The sequence below is a fragment of the Novosphingopyxis baekryungensis DSM 16222 genome (assembly GCF_000420305.1).
GTDB classification, from domain to species: domain Bacteria; phylum Pseudomonadota; class Alphaproteobacteria; order Sphingomonadales; family Sphingomonadaceae; genus Novosphingopyxis; species Novosphingopyxis baekryungensis.
Map to the genome: position 1 here is coordinate 309,277 of NZ_ATUR01000003.1, position 18,733 is coordinate 328,009.

At 62.9% G+C, this 18,733-nt stretch carries 21 protein-coding genes; 5 read left to right on the forward strand and 16 right to left on the reverse strand.

Going from position 1 to position 18,733, the window contains the following annotated elements:
• Positions 1-67: 67 nt before the first annotated feature.
• Positions 68-691, forward strand: coding sequence for an RdgB/HAM1 family non-canonical purine NTP pyrophosphatase (gene rdgB / locus G410_RS0105260; protein ID WP_022672605.1), 624 nt, complete (start codon positions 68-70; stop codon positions 689-691).
• A gap of 60 nt (positions 692-751) precedes the next feature.
• On the opposite strand, the gene G410_RS15770 is transcribed toward rdgB, so the two are convergent.
• Positions 752-1,354, reverse strand: a complete 603-nt coding sequence (locus G410_RS15770) for a CAP domain-containing protein (protein ID WP_022672606.1) — start codon at positions 1,352-1,354, stop codon at positions 752-754.
• A gap of 184 nt (positions 1,355-1,538) precedes the next feature.
• On the opposite strand from G410_RS15770, the gene hemW reads away from it, so the two are divergent.
• Both hemW and G410_RS0105275 read left to right on the forward strand, forming a co-directional pair.
• Complete coding sequence (gene hemW, locus G410_RS0105270; protein ID WP_022672607.1) at positions 1,539-2,696, forward strand: radical SAM family heme chaperone HemW; 1,158 nt, start codon at positions 1,539-1,541, stop codon at positions 2,694-2,696.
• Positions 2,697-2,720: 24 nt separating this feature from the next.
• A complete protein-coding gene (locus tag G410_RS0105275; protein WP_022672608.1) occupies positions 2,721-3,608 on the forward strand; it encodes a tyrosine recombinase XerC in 888 nt (295 codons plus the stop codon).
• A gap of 3 nt (positions 3,609-3,611) precedes the next feature.
• On the opposite strand, the gene G410_RS0105280 is transcribed toward G410_RS0105275, so the two are convergent.
• From G410_RS0105280 to flgB, 15 genes are all read right to left on the reverse strand, one after another.
• Positions 3,612-5,636 (reverse strand): TonB-dependent receptor, encoded by a 2,025-nt coding sequence (locus G410_RS0105280; protein WP_022672609.1) that lies wholly within the window; start codon positions 5,634-5,636, stop codon positions 3,612-3,614.
• Between the two features lie 88 nt (positions 5,637-5,724).
• A complete protein-coding gene (locus G410_RS0105285) occupies positions 5,725-6,903 on the reverse strand; it encodes an alpha/beta fold hydrolase (RefSeq protein WP_022672610.1) in 1,179 nt (392 codons plus the stop codon).
• 204 nt (positions 6,904-7,107) lie between these two features.
• Entirely contained in the window at positions 7,108-8,040 is a 933-nt protein-coding gene (locus tag G410_RS0105290; RefSeq protein WP_022672611.1) for a flagellar motor protein MotB, read from the reverse strand.
• 3 nt (positions 8,041-8,043) lie between these two features.
• Positions 8,044-8,907, reverse strand: coding sequence for a flagellar motor stator protein MotA (gene motA, locus G410_RS0105295; protein WP_022672612.1), 864 nt, complete (start codon positions 8,905-8,907; stop codon positions 8,044-8,046).
• A 145-nt stretch (positions 8,908-9,052) separates the two neighbouring features.
• A complete protein-coding gene (locus G410_RS0105300) occupies positions 9,053-9,901 on the reverse strand; it encodes a flagellin (RefSeq protein ID WP_022672613.1) in 849 nt (282 codons plus the stop codon).
• A 38-nt stretch (positions 9,902-9,939) separates the two neighbouring features.
• Positions 9,940-11,271: a flagellar hook-associated protein FlgK gene (locus tag G410_RS0105305; RefSeq protein ID WP_022672614.1), complete on the reverse strand. Its 1,332-nt coding sequence runs from the start codon at positions 11,269-11,271 to the stop codon at positions 9,940-9,942.
• A complete protein-coding gene (locus G410_RS18265; protein ID WP_022672615.1) occupies positions 11,268-11,561 on the reverse strand; it encodes a rod-binding protein in 294 nt (97 codons plus the stop codon). Before G410_RS18265 ends, G410_RS0105305 begins: the two co-directional genes overlap by 4 nt.
• Complete coding sequence (locus tag G410_RS0105315) at positions 11,558-12,670, reverse strand: flagellar basal body P-ring protein FlgI (protein WP_022672616.1); 1,113 nt, start codon at positions 12,668-12,670, stop codon at positions 11,558-11,560. The genes G410_RS18265 and G410_RS0105315 overlap by 4 nt, the downstream gene beginning before the upstream one ends.
• Positions 12,670-13,347: a flagellar basal body L-ring protein FlgH gene (locus tag G410_RS0105320; RefSeq protein ID WP_022672617.1), complete on the reverse strand. Its 678-nt coding sequence runs from the start codon at positions 13,345-13,347 to the stop codon at positions 12,670-12,672. The genes G410_RS0105315 and G410_RS0105320 overlap by 1 nt, the downstream gene beginning before the upstream one ends.
• Before the next feature lie 5 nt (positions 13,348-13,352).
• Positions 13,353-14,141: a flagellar basal-body rod protein FlgG gene (gene flgG, locus G410_RS0105325; protein WP_022672618.1), complete on the reverse strand. Its 789-nt coding sequence runs from the start codon at positions 14,139-14,141 to the stop codon at positions 13,353-13,355.
• Between the two features lie 54 nt (positions 14,142-14,195).
• On the reverse strand, positions 14,196-14,939 hold the full coding sequence (locus tag G410_RS0105330) for a flagellar basal body rod protein FlgF (RefSeq protein ID WP_022672619.1): 744 nt from the start codon (positions 14,937-14,939) through the stop codon (positions 14,196-14,198).
• Positions 14,940-14,981: 42 nt separating this feature from the next.
• The gene (locus G410_RS0105335) at positions 14,982-15,812 is read right to left on the reverse strand and encodes a flagellar hook-basal body complex protein (protein WP_022672620.1); all 831 of its coding nucleotides are present in this window, start codon (positions 15,810-15,812) and stop codon (positions 14,982-14,984) included.
• Positions 15,813-15,898: 86 nt separating this feature from the next.
• Positions 15,899-16,549 (reverse strand): flagellar hook assembly protein FlgD, encoded by a 651-nt coding sequence (locus tag G410_RS15775; RefSeq protein WP_022672621.1) that lies wholly within the window; start codon positions 16,547-16,549, stop codon positions 15,899-15,901.
• Positions 16,546-16,938: a flagellar basal body rod protein FlgC gene (gene flgC, locus G410_RS0105345; protein ID WP_028971101.1), complete on the reverse strand. Its 393-nt coding sequence runs from the start codon at positions 16,936-16,938 to the stop codon at positions 16,546-16,548. The genes G410_RS15775 and flgC overlap by 4 nt, the downstream gene beginning before the upstream one ends.
• A 15-nt stretch (positions 16,939-16,953) precedes the next feature.
• Positions 16,954-17,301 carry a flagellar basal body rod protein FlgB gene (gene flgB, locus G410_RS0105350; RefSeq protein ID WP_022672623.1) on the reverse strand — a complete coding sequence of 116 codons (348 nt, stop codon included), beginning with the start codon at positions 17,299-17,301 and terminating at the stop codon, positions 16,954-16,956.
• Positions 17,302-17,522: 221 nt separating this feature from the next.
• Here flgB and G410_RS0105355 point away from each other — a divergent pair, with 221 nt between their 5' ends.
• Positions 17,523-18,257, forward strand: a complete 735-nt coding sequence (locus G410_RS0105355) for a MotA/TolQ/ExbB proton channel family protein (RefSeq protein WP_162604076.1) — start codon at positions 17,523-17,525, stop codon at positions 18,255-18,257.
• Positions 18,254-18,694 (forward strand): hypothetical protein, encoded by a 441-nt coding sequence (locus tag G410_RS0105360; RefSeq protein WP_022672625.1) that lies wholly within the window; start codon positions 18,254-18,256, stop codon positions 18,692-18,694. The genes G410_RS0105355 and G410_RS0105360 overlap by 4 nt, the downstream gene beginning before the upstream one ends.
• Positions 18,695-18,733 lie beyond the last annotated feature (39 nt).

Sequence of the window (18,733 nt, forward strand, 5' to 3'; positions counted from 1 at the left end):
AAACGTCATTCCGGGCTTTGCTCCAACCGGGCTTTCTCCGGAATGACGATCAGGAGGCCGATTGCCCATGCATCGCAAGCTGATCCCCGGCGATCTTATCATCGCCACGCATAATGACGGCAAGCTGCGCGAGATTACCGCGCTGCTTGGCCCCTATGGCATGAAGCCGGTTTCGGCCGGGCATCTTGGCCTGCCCGAGCCGGACGAAACCGGCACCAGCTTCGCTGAAAACGCGCTTATCAAGGCGCGCGCGGCGGTGGAGGCTACCGGGCAGGTCGCGCTGGCAGACGATAGCGGCATGTGCGCCGCAGCCCTGGGCGGTGCGCCCGGCGTCTATACCGCCGACTGGGCAGAAAAGGCCGCCTTCGAAGGTGGCCCTGGCCGGGACTGGTACATGGCGATGGGCAAGGTCGAGGGCAAATTGGCTGAACAAGGCCCGGATGTCGACCGATCCGCGCGCTTTTTCAGCACGCTGGCGCTCATGTGGCCAGACGGGCATCATGAGCTGTTTGAAGGCTCCGTATCCGGCACATTGGTCTGGCCCCCGCGTGGCGGCAAAGGCTTCGGTTATGATCCTGTGTTCATGATCGATGGCGAGACGCGCACATTCGGTGAGATGGACCCCGCCGAAAAGCAGGAGATCGACCATCGCGCGGTGGCCTTCGCCAAGCTGGTGGCTGCCGTCTTCTAGATCGCTCCCCTTCCGCCCTGCCAGACAGGGCCATGATCCGGCGCGGCGGCAGCCAACTCGTCAGCTTTTCTCCGGCACCTGCCCGAAGGCATTACCCCTCGGCGCGTAGCGGCATACGAGAAACTCTTTGCTCTGATTTTCGGACACCGCGCAGCCAAGCTGCGTAGAGCCGCGCCAGATGACTTGCGTATAATGGCCCATCTGAACCCCGCTCCTGCTGTTGTTCGGCGCGGGCCCGCTGACATAATATTGGCCTTTTTCAATCCAGCTATCGACCATATCGGAATAGGAATAAGCGCCGCGCGTGCCCATCCAAAGATTTTCACCTTCCGGCACACCCCGTTGCTGTGCATGGCCAAAGCGGTTCATCGCGGCCATATCGTCGGCATAGGCCTGCGCGGAGGCTTGCAGCGCGTCGCTCCAAACCAGCGGCGGTACGTTCATGGCGGCCCGTGCGCTGTTGTGCCGCGTCAGCATGACTTGCCGCAAAGAGCCCTCAGCGCCAGCGGGCGTTGGCGGCGCGGTCCGCTGCGGGATGGGCGCCGCAGTCTGTAATGGCTCCATCGCAGGGCCCTGCGCCACAGGACCGGCGCTCTGGATTGGCATGGCTGGGCAAAAGCAGGCTCCCAGAAATGGCACCAGCAGCAGAATGGACGTTTTCATCGTTTGTGTTTCTCCGTTTCTCCGAACTCCCTGCCAGCCGGAACAGGACCATCGGCCGGCGGCCAATCTACGGGGAAACAGGTTTCATTTTCATGACCCGATCTGCCGATCCAGATCATGAAGACGTACCGGCGCATAGAACTTCGACAAGCGTTGCGTGAGCGGATATGGGCACGGCGTGACCATGCCAGCGCCCCTTGCCCTTTATATTCACTGGCCGTTCTGCGTCAGCAAATGCCCCTATTGCGATTTTAACAGTCACGTCCGCGCGGCGATCGACGAGGATGCCATGGCCGCGGCCTTGCTGGCCGACATGGCGCATGAGGCGGCCCTGATGCCGGGCAGGACCTTGGGATCGATTTTCTTTGGCGGCGGCACCCCTTCGCTCATGCCGCCCACACTCGTGGCGCGGCTGATCGACGCCGCCACGACCCATTGGACGCCCGCTGCCGATATCGAAATCACGTTGGAGGCCAATCCCAGCTCTGTCGAAGCGGCGCGCTTTGCGGATCTGTCGCTGGCTGGCGTCAACCGTGTGTCGCTAGGCCTCCAGTCGCTCGATAACGCCGCGTTGCAGTTCCTCGGGCGGGCGCATGACGTCACCGAAGCGCTGGCCGCCCTCGATACCGCGCAGGAGCAGTTCGATCGCGTCAGCTTCGATCTGATCTACGCCCTGCCCGGTCAGACGCTGGACGCCTGGCAGGCCGAGCTGGATCGCGCGCTCGGTTTCGGCACCGGGCATCTGTCGCTCTATCAGCTGACGATCGAGCAAGGCACGCGCTTCGCGAGCGATGTGCGCCGCGGCGAATTTGCGCCGATGGACGACGATCTGGCTGCGGAGTTCTTCGCATGCACGCAGACCAACACAGAAAAGGCCGGTCTGCCGGCCTATGAAACCAGCAATCACGCCCGCCCCGGCCAGGAAAGCCGCCATAATCTGACCTATTGGCGCTATGGCGATTATGCCGGGGTCGGCCCGGGGGCGCACGGCCGGCGGCGCGCCATGGCGACCGAACGGCACAAGAAGCCGGAAAATTTCCTGAGCGCGGTGGCGCGCAACGGCCATGGCCTGCGCCTGGAAAACGCGCTGTCCCTGTCAGAGCAGGCCATGGAGGCGCTGCTCATGGGTTTGCGCCTGCGCGAAGGCGTGCGCCTTGACGTCATGGCTTCGCGCTTCGGCTTTGCCCCGGATGCGCTGGTCGATTGCAATGCGGTGTCACGGTTGCAGGGCCATGGCCTGATCATCCGCAATGGCCCCCATCTGGCACTCAGCGAGGCCGGGCGTCCGCTGCTGGATGCCATTCTGGCCGACATCGTGACGATCGAGCCGGTAGCCGTGTGATCCCGGCTAGGATAGGCTGACGCCATGGCCCAGACGCTCATCCGCGAATATGCCGCTTTCCTGAACGACGACCGTCGCCGGTCACCGCATACCGTGCGCGCCTATGTCACCACGGCAGAACGGTTGGTCTCTTTCCTCGAGAACGAAACCGGTTCTTGCAGTAAAGACGCTATTTCAAATATTTCCGTAAATGATCTGAGGGTATTTCTAGCCAGCCGGCGCGGCGATGGCATCGGCAATCGCTCGGCGGCGCGCGAACTGTCTGCCCTGCGCGCCTTTCTTACCTATGTCGGCACAGACAGCGCCACTCTTCGCCGCCTCAAAGCGCCCCGTGCCGAACGCACGGTGCCCCGCCCGTCTGCCCCCGATGACATCATGGCGCTGGGCGCAGACATGGCCGAAGCCGCCTCCCAGGCTTGGATTGCCGCACGCGATTGGGCGGTCCTGCTGCTGCTTTATGGCTGCGGGCTGCGCATATCGGAAGCGCTGTCGCTGCTTGGCGGAGATCTGCCGCTGGGCGAAACATTGCGGGTCACGGGAAAGCGCGGCAAGACCAGGATCGTGCCCGTGCTGCCAGCCGTTCGCGACGCTGTGGCCCGTTATACCGAGCTGACGCCCTTTCCGGCGGCAAAAGAGGAGCCACTATTTCGCGGTGCGCGCGGCGGCCCGATGAAGCCCGCCGCCATGCGCAGCGCGGTTTTGCGCGCGCGCCGCCGCCTGGGGCTTTCGGAGCGGCTGACGCCGCATGCGCTGCGCCACAGTTTTGCAACGCATCTGCTGGCCGGTGGGGCCGATCTGCGTTCGCTTCAGGAACTGCTCGGCCATGCCAGCCTCAGCTCCACCCAGATCTACACATCCGTCGATGCGGCGCATCTGCTCGACGTCTACCGCAGCGCCCATCCGCGCGCCTGATGGTCAGCGCGGCAGCGCCGCTTTCAGGCCGATCCAGATGGCCCGCGGCGCGCCCAGATCGATAGAGCCACTCTGGTTGCGCGTCACCACCCTGGTATCGAACAGATTCTCCCCGCGCAGCACGAGGGTCAGCCGGTCGGACAGCGCGGCGGTGGCAAAGGCATCGAGCGTGGTGACGGCGGGCAGCACGTCAGTATTCAGATCATCCTCGAACTGCGCCCCGACATGGCGCAGGGTGGCCGCCACAGACCAGCCCGCATCCGGGCGCAGCCCTATGGTCGTGCTGGCGGAGAAGCGGGGGGTCTGCGCCGGACGGAAACCGTCCAGCGCCGCGGCGACACCGCTGCCCCGCGTTTCGGCATCGCTATAGGCGGCGGAACCGGCAAGGCGCAGGATACCGGACTGCGCGTCGGCGGTCAGCTCCACGCCCCGTGCCTCGACCGCGTCGATATTCCGGCGCTGGCGCAGGTTAGGCTCCAGCGTGACATTGGCCACCGCATCACGCAGATCATTGTCGAACGCCGTCAGCGCCATATGGAAAGCGCGGGATGGTCGCCAGTCCAGACCGATTTCGGCGCCGCGCAAATGCTCGTTCTGCAGTGCGTCATTGGCCTGCGTCACGACGGGAAAAACGACAAAGGGCCGGTACAGTTCGTTCAGGGTGGGCACGCGCAGGCCGGTATAGCCCGCCGCCCGCAAGGAGAGATGCGGGTTCACGGCCCACAACGCGCCTAGCCGGACATTGCCGTCCCAGCCGCTGCGATCCGGATAGCGACGGTCGATCGCCAAGGCGCCGCTGCCCGTCCGCTCGCGAAAGAAGCCATCGGCGATCTGCCAGCGATCGGCCCGCACGCCCCCGGTCAGCGTCACCGGCCCAAGCGTCAGATCATTTTCTGCGTACAGGCCGATGTCGCTGTTGCGCCCGCCCGCATTGCGGCGCGCGGTGATAACACCCGTGAAGGCGCTGAACGCATCCTCGAACAGTTGGCCATCGCTGATCCGCAGATCGGCCCCGATGCGCAGGACATTGTGATCACCGGTGGGTGGACGCAGCTCGATCTTGCCGCCCAGGCCGGTCGACGGGGTGGATCGCTGATCGAGCACCTTGACGAAGCGTGTCGAGCTGATGACGATGTTCGAGAAATCGCGCGCCTGAACATAGCCCAGCAGATCGAACTGCCAGCGGCCGCGCCCCACGAGCCGCAGACTGGCATCCTGACCGCTGCTGCTGCTGTCCGCCCCTTTGAAGCGCAAGGTGCGATGGTCGGCAAAACCAAGCCCGCGTGCCTGCAGCTCTATGTCAGATGTTATCGGCACTGCGGCGCGCAAGCCTATGGAATAGCTGTCGAACTGTGCGCGCACGCTCGCGGAATCGCGCTGCTGCTGCGGCGCGGTGTAGAAGCCCTGCCCCCGGTCCCATCGGCCAGACAGTACGGCGAAGCCGCTGCCCAGACGCGGGGCCAAAAGGGCGCTGATCTGCGTCTCTGCCCGGTCATTGACGAAGCCGGCGGCGTCGATCTGGCCCAACAGATCCGGCCCGCCGCTTTCCAGTTCTATGGTCCCTGCCACCGCGCCGGCACCGAACGCCCCGCTGCCGCCGCCCCGCGTGACTCTGGCAGAGGCCAAGCGCTCGGGCGCGATGGCGTTGAACGGGATATAGCCGAAGAAGGGATCGGCCATCGGCACCCCATCCAGCAGAACCAGCGCGCGGCTGGTGGCGTTGCCGCCCAGCGACCGCAAGGTCACGCCCTGCGCCGATGGATTGGAGGATCGGCTGTCCGAGCGGCGAAACTGCTGGAAACCGGCGACATTGGCCAGCGCATCTTCGATCCGGCCCGATCCGGTGGATGTCAGACTGTCGCGCGTCAAAGTGACCGATCCATAAGCCGCGGTGCCAGGCGTTTCGCGCAACCCTTCTCCCGTCACCACGATGATGGGCGGGCCGTCATCGCCTGACCGGTCTTCGCCCGCGGACGCCGAACCGCTCTGCTGTGCGCATAGCAGCTGCGGGTGTGCCCAGGCAGCCATGGCTAGGCCCAGAGACGCTGCCCGTACGGATGGCATACGCCATCCCCTGCCACCTTCCGGTGCAAAGTCCTTCTTCATAAAAACCCTATCAAGCGAAGTGCAAACGCCTGTATTTCCCACGAAAATACAGCAGCGGATCGCGCTGGGGTTCATAGCGCACACGCCGGACCCGGCCGATCAGGATTTCATGGTCCCCGCCGTCATGCATGGCGAATTTGTCGCATTCGAAGCTGGCCAGCGAACCTTTCAGGATGGGCACTTCGCCCTCCCATTGTTCGACATCGGTATCGGCGAATTTGTCCGCGCCCCGGCTTGCAAAGCGGTTCGACACCGGCTGCTGTCCAATATGCAGCACGTTGACCGCAAACCGGTCTGCCGCCTGAAAGGCAGGTAGGCTCGATGCCGATTTGGCCAGGCACACCAGCAGCAATTCCGGATCGAGCGATACCGAGGTGAAGCTGTTCGCCGTCAAACCCACCGGCTCGCCGCGTTCATCCACCGTGGTCACCACCGTAACCCCGGTGGCAAAACATCCCAGCGCATCGCGCAGCGTGCCGCTGTCCGATCCCTGAAGATATTCGGGCGGCTCGCGCGGCACGCGCCGTTCGAGAAATTCCAGCAGCAGCGCATTGAAGACCTCGCTCTGCTCGGCGGCGGCAAGATGGCCTGCCCCTTCGATCTCCGCCAGCTCCGGATCGCGCATCACCGCGGCCAGCTGCGCCATGGATTCCGGCGTGCTCAAGCGGCTTTGCGCGCCGCGCACGATCAGCGCGGGCTGTCTGATACGCGCGGCGGCGGCCAGCAAACGCTCGGCGATCTGTTCCATCGTCATGCTGTCGCCGCCGATATCTTCGGTTATCGCGCCGTGATCGCGCGCCGCCGCGATGTCGATCTGCGGGGGCGAATCCACCAGCACCAGCGCGCTCGCCAGATCGGGCTCTCCCTCGCCCAGCGCGGCCATGGCGATCCATCCGCCCAGCGACGCGCCCACCAGAACCGGGCGCGAAGAGAAGCGGGCCAGAATGGCCGAAAGATCGCGCACATGGGTGTCGAGATCATAGGGCTGTGCGTCCGGACCGGGCGGCGCGCGCAGATCCAGGCTGACTGCATAACGGCCCGCCGCAGCCAGCGCCCGGCCAGCATCGTCCCACACCCTGCGGGACTGGCCGCTGCCGGGCAGCAACAGCAGCGGTGGATCGTTCGAATTGCCAAAGGCACTGGCCGCGATCGGCGCATCGCCAAAGCCAAGCAGTTCCAGCTCAGTCATAACGGCGCCCCTCATCGCAGGTGGTCGGCGGATTGTTCACCGGGATGCGGACGACGGGTTGCGCCATTAAAGCGTCAAAGCCGCCTCGGCGGCACAATCGGGACGGGGTGGAAGCGCATATCACCGGCCCGCTGTAACCGCGCGGCACCCTGTTTGTCACCCTCGCCGATAATCAGACGGGAAAGGCCGGATAGCGCTGCCCGTTCAACCTTCGGAAGCGGCCTTGCGTGCGTCGATCTGCCGTCGTCCATCGACCAGCGCGGCTTCCATCTGGCTCTTGCCGGCCTCTGTCAGCAGGGTGATCGACATGCGGCGGTTGCGCGGATCGGCGGCATCGGCCGGATTGAATGGCTGCCGGTCAGACACGCCTTCTATCTTGTCGAAGCGCTTCTCGCTCAGTCCGCCTGCCATGAGCGCCTGCCGCGTCGCTTCCGCGCGGGCGGCAGACAGCAGCCAGTTGTTCATCGTCTTACCGGACGCATAGGGCAGGCTGTCGGTATGACCGCGCACCGCAATGGCATTGGGAAGTCCGTCGATCGATCCGGCTACGGCCTGCAGCAGCTTGGTGGCGCGCGGGATCAACGCATCGCTGGAAAGCTTGAACATCGCAAAGTCGGCGGCATCCACCACTTCGATCCGCAGTCCTTCGGGTGTGCGGATGAAGCGGATATTGTCGGCCAGTTTGCGCAGTTCGGCTTCCTTGTTCAGCTGATCGCGGATTTCCTTCTCGATCTTGTCGAACTGTTCCTTTTCCTGCTGCCGAACCAGCTCATCGCGGCCGTCCTTGCTGCCAGTCGCATCCTGCGGGATCGTCATGGTGCGGGTGCCGGTCTGGCCGGCCGCGTGCGGATAATCCTCACGCGACATGATGGACTCGCCGCCGAAGGGACCGTTTGATCCCGCGCTGCCCTCTTTCATTTCCATCAGCGTGGGCGCGAAATAATCCGCGATGCCCTTGCGCTGGTCCTCATCGGTTGCACCAAGCAGCCACATCAGAAGAAAGAACGCCATCATGGCCGTCACGAAGTCGGCATAGGCCACTTTCCACGCCCCGCCATGGTGACCGGCATGGTCGTCGGCGATGATTTTCTTGATGATGATCGGGCGCTGATTGGCCGCGTCTGCCTTGCTCGCCATCGGTCAGCGCGCCCGCAGACCGTCAAACACATCGGCAAAGCTCGGCTGGTTGGCATGGTCCAGACCGGAACGCGCCGCTTCGATTACCAGCGGCTGCGGATGGCCGTGCAGGCTGGCAATGATGATCTGCTTGGCAACCTCGTAGATCTTGTGATCTTCCTCGACGATCGCCTTCACGCGGTTCGCCATCGGGCCAACGATGCCATAAGCAAGCAGCACGCCCAGAAATGTGCCGACCAGGGCCGATCCGATCATTTCACCCAGAACTTCCGGTGGTTCGCTGATGGCGCCCATGGTCTTCACCACGCCCAGCACGGCGGCCACGATACCCAGTGCGGGCAGTGCATCGGCCAGCCACTGAAGATTGTCCGCCGGGCCCATCACGCTTTTATGATGTGTCTTGAGATGCTGATCGACCACATCTTCCACCGAATGCGGATCGAGATCGCCCGAGGATACAACTACCAGACGCAAGCTGTCGCAGATCAGCGAAACCAGGGTCTTGTCCGCAAGCAGGCGCGGAAATTCGGCGAAGACGGCGCTGTTCTGCGGGTCTTCCACATGCGGCTCCAGCGCCACCGGCCCTTCGGAGCGCAGCATCTTCATAAGTTTGCCGCACAGGAAGATGCAGTCCAGATAGTCCTGCCGTTTGAACTTGGGCCCCTTGAACACCTTGGCAAAACCGCCGCCCAGCGCCTTGATATCCGCGCCGCTATTGCCGGTGATGATGGCCGCCAGCGCGGCGCCGCCGATGACCATCATCTCGATCGGCAAGGCGTGCAGCACGGCACCGATATTGCCGCCGGAAATAATGAATCCGCCAAACACCATGACGATCAGGACGACTAGGCCGATTGCTGGCATCATGGTAAAGAAAAATCCTTTATTGGACCGCTCGCCGCAAAGACACAAACGCCCGGCGCGAGATCAGTCATAGTTCTTTTAGGTTAACGGATTGGGCTGCCGAATCTTAAATCAACCGCGGCCATGGCCTGCTAACCGGGGATATTCATCAGCGCAGGAAATCCATCAGCGAGCGGGAGTTGATCTTGGCATAGACAGCCTGTGCCGCCTGCAGCGAGACGTCGAGCGCCTGCAGGCGCGTGATCGCTTCGGTGATGTCCACCTCTTCGATATCTTTGCGGCGCTGGGCCAGCACCAACCGGCTTTCGTCGAATTGCGCCCGCGCACTATCAAGCCGTCCACGCACCACGCCCTGCTCGGTGAGCGTTTCGGTCATCCGGCCGAGGGCATTATCAAGCGGCGACAAGGCTTTCTGCCGTTCGGTGATGGTGCCAGTACGCACCACATTGATGGCGTTCTGCATGATCTGCGTGATCGACACTAAGCCCCCCTCTCCATCCGAAATATTTTCGGACAGCGCGGCAAGAGTGGGCGAGGCGATGATATTGCGGCTGCTGCCGATCGGCACACCGATGGCGACGGTGCCGAACAGCGGCCCACCAAAAGGATCTTCCTGGCCCATGATATCCTGCATGTTCGCAAGGATACCCTCCAGCTCGATGGCGATGCCTTCCTGATTGGCCCCGTTGGTCGCCTCATTATTGGCGAGGACGATCAGTTCCTTTGCGCGGGTCAGGCCGTTGGCGATTTCCACCATGCTGGATTCGGCCTGCACGGCCCGCGTTTCCGCACGCGATATATTGGATACGGACGCCGTGTCATTGCCCTGACGAACCGCAATTTGCGAGATTTCCAGCCAGCCCTGCGGATCATCCGATGGACTGACGAGTTTCTTGCCGCTCGAAATGGCTGCCTGCTGGTCGGCAATGGCTTTCATCACGTCAAGCTGACGCTGAACGGCCTCGCGGGGGCGGCTTCGGTTGATCGACTGGACCATGGGTTAGGCTTCCTGCTTGGGCTGCTATGTCCGCGGCATCAGAACAGGCCGAGGATTGTCTGGGTGGTCTCGCGCGCCATCTGAATGACCCGACCGGCCGCCTCATAGGACTGCTGCAGGCGGATCAAATCGGCGGTTTCGCGATCGAGATCGACGCGTGAGAGGGAGTCGCGATTGCTGCGGGCGTTGCGGTCCAGCGCGGAGGCAGAGGCCTGCTCGTTCTTGGTCGCCAATATCAGATTGGCGTGCACCGAGATGATCTGGTTCCAGTCCCGCTCGATATTGCCGCTGCTGCGCAGGCCGTCCAACTCCAGCAGGTTTCCGTTGGGAACGCCGCCGGTACTAGCCAGCGCAAGCTGTGCGGCGCCGATAGGTTGAAGATTGAGCCCCGATGCGCCGCCGCCGGTGGTCAACAACGGGACGCCTGCCGTGCCGGCGTCGGTCAATCCGCCCGCATGCCAGTCATTCAGCTGTGTGGCGAAATCTTCAGCGAGTTTGTTCAAATTAGTCAGATCGGTCGTCGCGGCGGTCCGCGCCCGGCTCAATCCCGCCAGCATGCCATTGCCCGGAACCTTGCCAGACGCACCGTTGACCAGAATGTTGAAACTGCCGTCCGGCTTGTCTTCTCTGGACAAGGTCGCCGAATTGCCGATTTCGACGATCGTTTCGCCATTATAGCTGACCTTGGCCACGCCATTGGCGCCAAATTCGATCTTTGCGTCCAACCGCTCGGTTATGACCGCCAGAGCGACATCGCGCGTATCCAGCAAGCCGGCCTGCGCCTGCGAACCCGGCGTGCTGCGACGCAGATCCAGGTTGACGCGCGACAGGCTGGACAGCGCCTCGTTGATACCCAGTAGTTCGGCATCGGCTTTCAGGCCAATCTGCTCGATAGACAGTTCCAGATTGTCGCCCGTCCGCCGGAAGGTTTCGGCAGTGGCGTTAATCTCGTTGATAAAGGTCACGCGCAGCGCGCTGTCGAACGGCGCTGCCGCCAGCTCCTGACCACGCGAATAAAATGCAGCCAATCGCTTGCCGACATGCTCGCCGCCGCTGTCCAGGCCGGTCTCGATCGCGCTCAGCCAGTTGGCCTGCGTTTCCGTGCGCACCAACGCCGCGCCGCTGAGCCGTACCGACGCCTCGAGAAATTCGTCGCCCGAACGGGCCACGCCGTTGATGCGCACTCCGCTCAACCCGCTTTGCGCGGAATAGAGCGGATTGAGCGAGCCGGAGATCGTGGCATCGCCAAGGACCACGTCACGGCGGACATAATCACCATTTTCCGCATTCGCGATGTTTTGCGACACCGTTTCAAGCGCAGCGCCATAGCTGCTGATCGCAGAGCGACCGATGGAAAGCAGTCCACTCATAATGTGCCCTCAAACTGTTTCAGCAGCAGATCGGCAATGCCGAAATCATTGCCCTTGGCCATGGCATCGGCCAGGTGCGAATCCTGCAGATCGCGGAACTGTTCGGTCGCCTGGTTGCCGAAAAGATCATCGCCCAGACCGGCGCTGCGCATCGATCCGATCATCTGGCGCATGAACACGGCCTCAAACGCCTCCGCGGCGGCGCGCAATTCTTCCTTGCGCGCCGCCTTGGCGGGATCTGCGGCGGGCGCGGTCACGCCCACCGGATTTGGTGCGATAGGGCCGGTCACAGGATCACCAGCTCGGCCTTGAGCGCACCGGCCTGCTTCAGGGCGTCCAGAATGGCGGCAAGATCCGATGCGCTGGCGCCGATGGCGTTAATCGACTGTACGATTTCGGACAGCGATGCGCCGCCGGTGATGTATGTGCTGACCGGCTCCTGATCGATCGAGATGTCGCTGCGCTGTTCGACCGCAGTCTGTCCACGGCTGAACGGCGCGGGCTGCACGATCGCTGGCGCCTCATCCACCCGCACGGTGAGCGATCCGTGGCTGACGGCTGCGGGACTGATCCGCACCGCGCCATTGATCACGACCGTACCGGTGCGCGCATTGACGATGACCCGGGCCGGCGCTTCGGCAGGCGTGACTTCCATATTCTCGATCGCGCCCATCAGCATCACGCGGCTTTGCGGATCGGTGGGGGCACGGATGGTGATCGACACCGCGTCATTGGCGGCAGCCAGCTGCTCGCCAACCTTGTCGTTGATGGCATCGGCCACCCGCAGCGCGGTGGTGAGATCGGCCTCGGCCAGATTGAAAGTGAGATAGGGGGTCTGCTCGAAACCCGTTGCCACGACGCGTTCCACCGTCGCCCCGCCCGCGATGCGGCCGACGGAGGGAATATTGACGGTGGTGGTGGAGCCGTCACGCCCCTGGACGCCAAGGCCGCCCACCGCAAGATTGCCCTGGGCCATGGCATAGATCTGCCCGTCCGCGCCCAGCAGCGGCATCATGATCAAGGTGCCGCCACGCAGCGATTTCGCCTTGCCAATGGCCGATACGGTAATATCGATCCGCTGGCCCGGCTTGGCCATCGCGGGAAGCTCCGCCGTCACCAGCACGGCGGCGGCGTTCTTGGTTGCCGGATTGACCCCGGGCGGCAAGGTCAGGCCGAAGCGCGTGGTGACGCCTTTCATGGCCACGGTGGCATATTCCAGGCTGTCATCGCCCGTGCCCGCCAAGCCGACGACAATGCCGTAACCGGTCAGCTGGTTGGCGCGCAGACCTTGGAAGCCGCCAAGATCCTTGATCCGCTCGGCAGAAACCGGCGCGCTCGCCAATATGCCCGCGGTCAGGACCAGACCGATCTTGAAAAGAATGGAAAGGATGGTCTGCATCAGAACGGGCTCACAATGTTGAAGAAGCGCTGGAGCCAGCCCTGCTTGCTGGCCTGGGCGATTTCACCGGCGCCGCCATAATCGATATGGGCATCGGCCACGCGCGTGGACGGCACGATATTCTCCGGGCCGATGTCTGCGCTGCGGACAAGGCCGCTGAAGCGCACATATTCGTCGCCGCGATTGAGCCGGATCAGCTTCTCGCCGCGCACCAGCATGGTACCGTTGGGAAAAACCTGCGCCACGGTAACGCTGATCTGGCCGCTCAAGGCGTTGCTTTGCTGCGCGCTGCCACCGCCCTTGAAATTGGTGCCGCCGCTCACGCTCACATCGCTGGGGTTGAACAGATCAAACGGACCGGTCGTCGGCGGTGTGATGCCGAAGCTGCCGTTCTTGTCCACATTGGCACTGTTCGATTTTACTGCCTGGGTCCGCTCGACCAATGCGATGGTCAGCAGATCGCCGATGCGCGCCGCGCGCGCGCCGGAGGTCAGCGGCGCATAGCCATTGGCCACCTGAAAAATCGAACCATCGGATGCGGCAACGGGCTGGTAAACCGGTGGCGGCGCGATGGTGGCTGCATAAGCTGGATCGGGCCGGGCCTGCTGCGTGCCTAAACAAGCGGACAGAAGCGGCGTGGCTGCGAGAAGGATGGCGATATTTTTCATGCTATTCATCAATCTCACAGCTGCTGGTTGGCGAATTGGAGCATTTCATCGGTCGCCGAAATCATCTTGGAATTGACCTCATAGGCTCTTTGGGTTTCGATCATGTCAACGAGCTCCTCGACGATGTTGACGTTCGATCCCTCGAGCGCGCCCTGCCGCAGAACGCCGCGGCCTTCCTCGCCAGCCGCGCCGGTGATCGGCGCGCCACTGGCCGCCGTTTCCTTCAACAGATTGTTGCCGATCGATTCCAGCCCGGCACTGTTGACGAAGTTGGCGATCTCGATCCGGCCCAGCTCATTGGGTTCAGTCTGTCCCTGCAAAGTGGCCGAAACTGTGCCATCTGCGCCGATCGTTACCGATGTCGCGCCTTCCGGCACCTGGATCTGCGGCTGCAGCGGCAGGCCGTCGCTGGTCACCATCGTGCCGTCGGCAGTCAGGTTGAAATTGCCCGCACGGGTATAGGCGGTGCCGCCATCGGGCAGTTGCACCGGAAAATAGCCATTGCCTTCGATCGCGAGATCCATCGCGTTGCCGGTGGTCTGCAGCGATCCTTGCGTATCGATGCGCGCGGTACCGGAAATGGCCACGCCGGTGCCGAGCGACAGACCGGTGGCGAACTTGTTCTGCTGGTCCGCTGCGGCGCCCTTCTGGACGACCTGCTGATAGGACAGCGTTTCGAACTGCGCCCGATCGCGCTTGAAGCCGGTGGTGTTCACGTTCGCCAGGTTGTTGGCGATCACGCGCATCTTGGTGTTCTGTGCGTCAAGCCCGGTGCGGGCGACTTGCAAGGCGGAATTACTCATAAGACTTTATCTCCGTTGGTCGGTCGATCGGTGCGGCGTGGTTCCGGGCGCTCATCAGCCCGGCAGTTGCATGACGCTCGCCCCGCCATCGTCCATTTCCTTGGCGGAACTCAGAAGCTTGACCTGTGCCTCATAGGCTCGGCTGGTCTCGATCATGTCGACCAGCGCCTGAGTCATGTTGACGTTCGATCCTTCCAGAGCACCGCTTTGCAGCCTTGCATCAGGATCTGACGGCAGCGCGCCGCCATTCTTAACGCGAAAGAGGGTATCCTCCGCCTTTACTATCTCGCTGCCGTTCGGATTGACCACGCGCAAACGGTCTACCTGCTGTGGCTGGTTCGGATCGCCGCCGGTCGGCACGATCCAGACTCCGCCATCTTCGGCAATCGTGACCTTGTCGGCCGGGGGCACGATCAGCGGACCGCCCTCCCCCAGAACCGGATGGCCATCGCCAGTGGTCAGCAGACCGCTTTCGGTCAGCATCAGATCTCCGCGGCGGGTATAACCTTCATCGCCGCCTGGTGCCTGCACGGCCAGCATGCTCTGCCCCCCAAGCGCGATGTCGAGCGGGCGACCCGTCGACTTGATCGCGCCGGGGTTCAGATCGGCCGTCAGCACATATTCGTTCGGCGTCGCCCGGCTCTGCAGCCCTTCACCATGAACATATTGCGCCTGCGCGCTCACGATCTCGGCGCGAAAGCCGGTCGTGTCCGCATTCGCCATGTTGTTGGCGATCGCGGTTTGGCGATTCATCACCCCTTGCATGGCGCGAAGGCTGAGATGGACCATTTTATCCATGGAAGGCTCCTAGAGTCGGGCGGCTATTGACGGCCAGCTGGATCAGACCTGCAGGTTGACGATGGTCTGCGTCATGTTGTTCGCGGTCTCGATCGCCTGCGCATTGGCCTGGAAGTTGCGCTGCGCGGAAATCAGCGAGACCAGCTCTTCGGTAATGTCGACATTGGCGGTCTCTAGCGAACCGGACCGAACCGTCCCGACCGAACCCGTGCCTGCCTGCGACAGCGTTGCCTGACCGGAAGAACCGGTTGCCTGGAAATGCGCGTCACCAACCGGGCGCAGTCCTTCGACGGCGGTGAAGGCGGCCATGGCAGCCGCGCCAAGCGGCTCCTGATTGCCGTTGGAATAGGTCGCCGTGATTACGCCCTTGGCATTGACGGCGATGTTGGCCAGCACGGCGTTGGGATCGGTCGGATCGGTTTCCGGCAGAACCAGATTGATCATATCCGCCTGATTGGTCGACGTCGTATCGCCGTTTGCGTCCACTGGCAGCATCTGCAGGATGTTACCGGTCGCATCGACCACCTGCCGGTCGTTGTTGATGCCGAAGGAACCGTTGCGCGTATAGGTGATTGCGCCCGTGGTCGAAGGGCTCTTCACCGTGAAGAAGCCTTCGCCGGCCACAGCAAGATCGAGCGTACGGTCGGTCGATACCAGCGTGCCCTGGGTGAACTGCTGGACGATACCCTGCAGCTGCACGCCCTGACCGGCAATCATCTTGGTCGTCTGCGTGGGCGACGCGGCAAACAGGTCGCCGAACTGCGCGCGGCTCTTCTTGAAGCCGTTCGAGTTGGCATTGGCGATATTGTTAGAGACCACCGAAAGATCGGATTGTGCTGCCTTCAAGCCGCTGAGCGAGGTAAGAAAGGACATGGATTAACTCCTGTAGATAAACTGGTTTTGAAAAACCGACGTTGAAACTTGGGTGGAATATCGGGGTATCGGGGCGCTGACGGGGATCAACTGACGCCGCGAACGGTGGCCACGTCCACCGGACCGACGGGGGTATTCAGAACGGGGCCGGTTCCTGCCGGGGACAGGCCGACGGCGCTGACCGGAAGCCAGGTCGCGATGGAATTGGCAGAACCGCCGGACACCCGGACGGTCAGATTGCCAAGAGCTTCGGGTGTGCCGGCTTCGCTCATGCTGTCGAAGGAGAAGGGCACCCTGCCCGCCTCGATCGGCCCGGCGGTGCGCGAGCGGACAACCTTGCCTGTGCTGTCGACCAGATCGATGGTCAGCTTCTCGCTGCGTCCGGCCAGATCAATCTCGCCGCGATAGATGCCGTCGGCATCCGGCGCTGCAACATTGCTGTCCGCCAGCACCGTCTTGCCGATGAACTGGGACGCTTCGGACAGGCGCGTGCCGGAAAAGGACGCGGAAATGGACTTGAGCGACTGGTTCATCTCGGCAATGCCCGCCACCGACGAGAACTGCGCCATTTGCCCGACCATTTCCTTGTTATCGACCGGATCGAACGGATCCTGGAATTTCAGCTGTGCTGTCATCAGCTTGAGGAAACTTGACTGATCGAGGCTGCCGCCGCCTGTCGCATTGGCCGGCTGTGCCCGCACGAGGCCTGGCGGAAGAGTGCTTTCTACGGTGCTCACTGGCCCATCCTTACGGTATCGAGGATCAGCGACTTGGCCGTCTGCATCACCTGCACATTGTTCTGATATTGCCGGGCAGTTTCGATCATATCGATCAGCTCGGCGGCTTCATCGACACCGGCATCCCAGACATTGCCGTCGGCATCGGCCAGCGGATTGTTGGGGTCGTGCCGCATCTGTGGCTCGATATTGGACTGGACGACTTTCTCGACATCCACCGTGGCCACGCCGTCGCCGCCCGTGGCGGTGCGGAACACGGGTTTGAGCGCGCGATAGGCTTCTTCGGCACTTTTATAGGTGGTGCCGGCGTTGGCGAGATTGGACGCCGTCGTGTTCATCCGCGTAATCTGCGCGGACATGGCGCGTCCCGAGATGTCGAAAATGTTCATGGGACCGGGCATGGCTTATTCTCCCCTGATGGCGCGTGTCAGGGTATTCACGCGCCCTTCGAGAAAGGAGAGCGTGGTGGAATAGCCGACCGCGTTCTCGGCGAAGAGGGTCTGTTCTGTGGAAAGCTCGACCGTGTTGCCGTCGAGCGACTGCTGCAGCGGAATGCGATAGCCCGCATTGGTCTCCATGGCGCCCACGGCATCCTTGCCGCCCACCACCTGCTGCATCGCCTTGTCGAAATCGAGGTCGCGGGCCTTGTATCCAGGCGTTGCCGCGTTGGCGATGTTCGAAGCGAGCATGGATAGCCGCTGCGAGCGTAGCTGCAGGGCGTCTCCGTGAATGCCGAAAATTTTATCTGCCATAACGCTTTTCCTACTTAATCCAGACCGTGCCCTGCCGTTGTAGTGCCAGGACGATGGTTTGCCGGGTATCGGTAAGCAAAGGCCGTGCCAAAACGTCAGCAATGGCGTTTTTGCGCGGTGTCGTCGCGCTATCCGGGTTTCAGACCCGTTCGAGCGGCAACATCTTGCCGCCCGGCAAATTTTTGCCGCTCCGCAATGGGTGGCTGTGTGAAGGGTCGTGGATGACGTACGAAATCCTGGGACAATATCTCGATCCGGTAGCGCTCGTCGTGGTCGGTGTCGGCTGCATGCTGGTCGCCATCGTCCAGAACGGGCTGCGCATGGCGGGCAGCGCAATGCTGGCAGCTGGCCATATGGCCGCGCCCCGCAAAAAGGCCGAACGCGCGCGCCTGTCCGTGGTGATGATCGAAGACTGCGTACGTCGGCGCGGCGTCAGCTGCGCAGATCGCGTAAAAGCCACATGCGCCTTTGCACGCAAACTCGGCATGCTCATGTCCGATGCGCCGGGATTCGAAGCCTATCGTCAGGCGACGGAACGTCTGCTGGAGGCCCAGGAAACCCAGCGCACGCGCATCGTCCAAGTCTGGAACGATATTGCCGATGCCGCCCCGGCGCTCGGCATGCTCGGGACCATTTTGGGACTGGTGCAGATGTTTGCGCGCATGGAGACGGCGGAAGGCATCGGCGGCGCCATGGCCATATGCCTGCTGACCAGCCTGTACGGGCTGGTTTTTGCGCATCTCGTCGCCGGGCCGATTGCGCGCCGGCTGGAAATGCTGGGGCGGCAGGAAGCCGACTGGCAGAACGGCATCGCGCAGCGCATGATCGCCCTGGCACGGCGCGAATATCCCGACGGAGCAGCCAGCAGGCTGTCGCTCGTCCCCTCCGTCCAACCATCCGAACCCCAGCCGCAAGCGCAACCGCCTGACGCGCGCCGCAGAAAGGCCGTGCAATGACGCATAAACGCACTTTGGTAGGGTTTATCGACCTGTCGCTGATCCTGCTCGGATCTGTTGCGCTCATCGGAGAGCTGCAGCAGTCGAAGCTCGTTTCGATCGTGCCGCCGTCACCGAAGCGGCATAGCAGCGATACCGACCATATCGAGGTCGGTATCGCCCGCCTGTTCGAACCGGACGAGGCGCGGCTTTCCACGCAGGGGCAAAGCTGGGTCCGCTATCTGGCCCGCCAGGCGGATGGGCGCCCCATCACCATTGCCGTTTCCGTCGGTGCCGATAACGAAAAGGCCCGGCTGGACAATTGGGAACGGGCGGCCGCGCGCACCGCTTCGATCATGTATGCGCTGGAAAGCGCGGGCTATCCGACCAAACAGATCCGGCCATCCATGCCGCAAAGCAAGGCCGAGAAGGGAAAAATCATCGTCACCCTTGGCTGATCGTTAGCTGGCACGGCTTTTGCTTTATGCTTGGGAGGA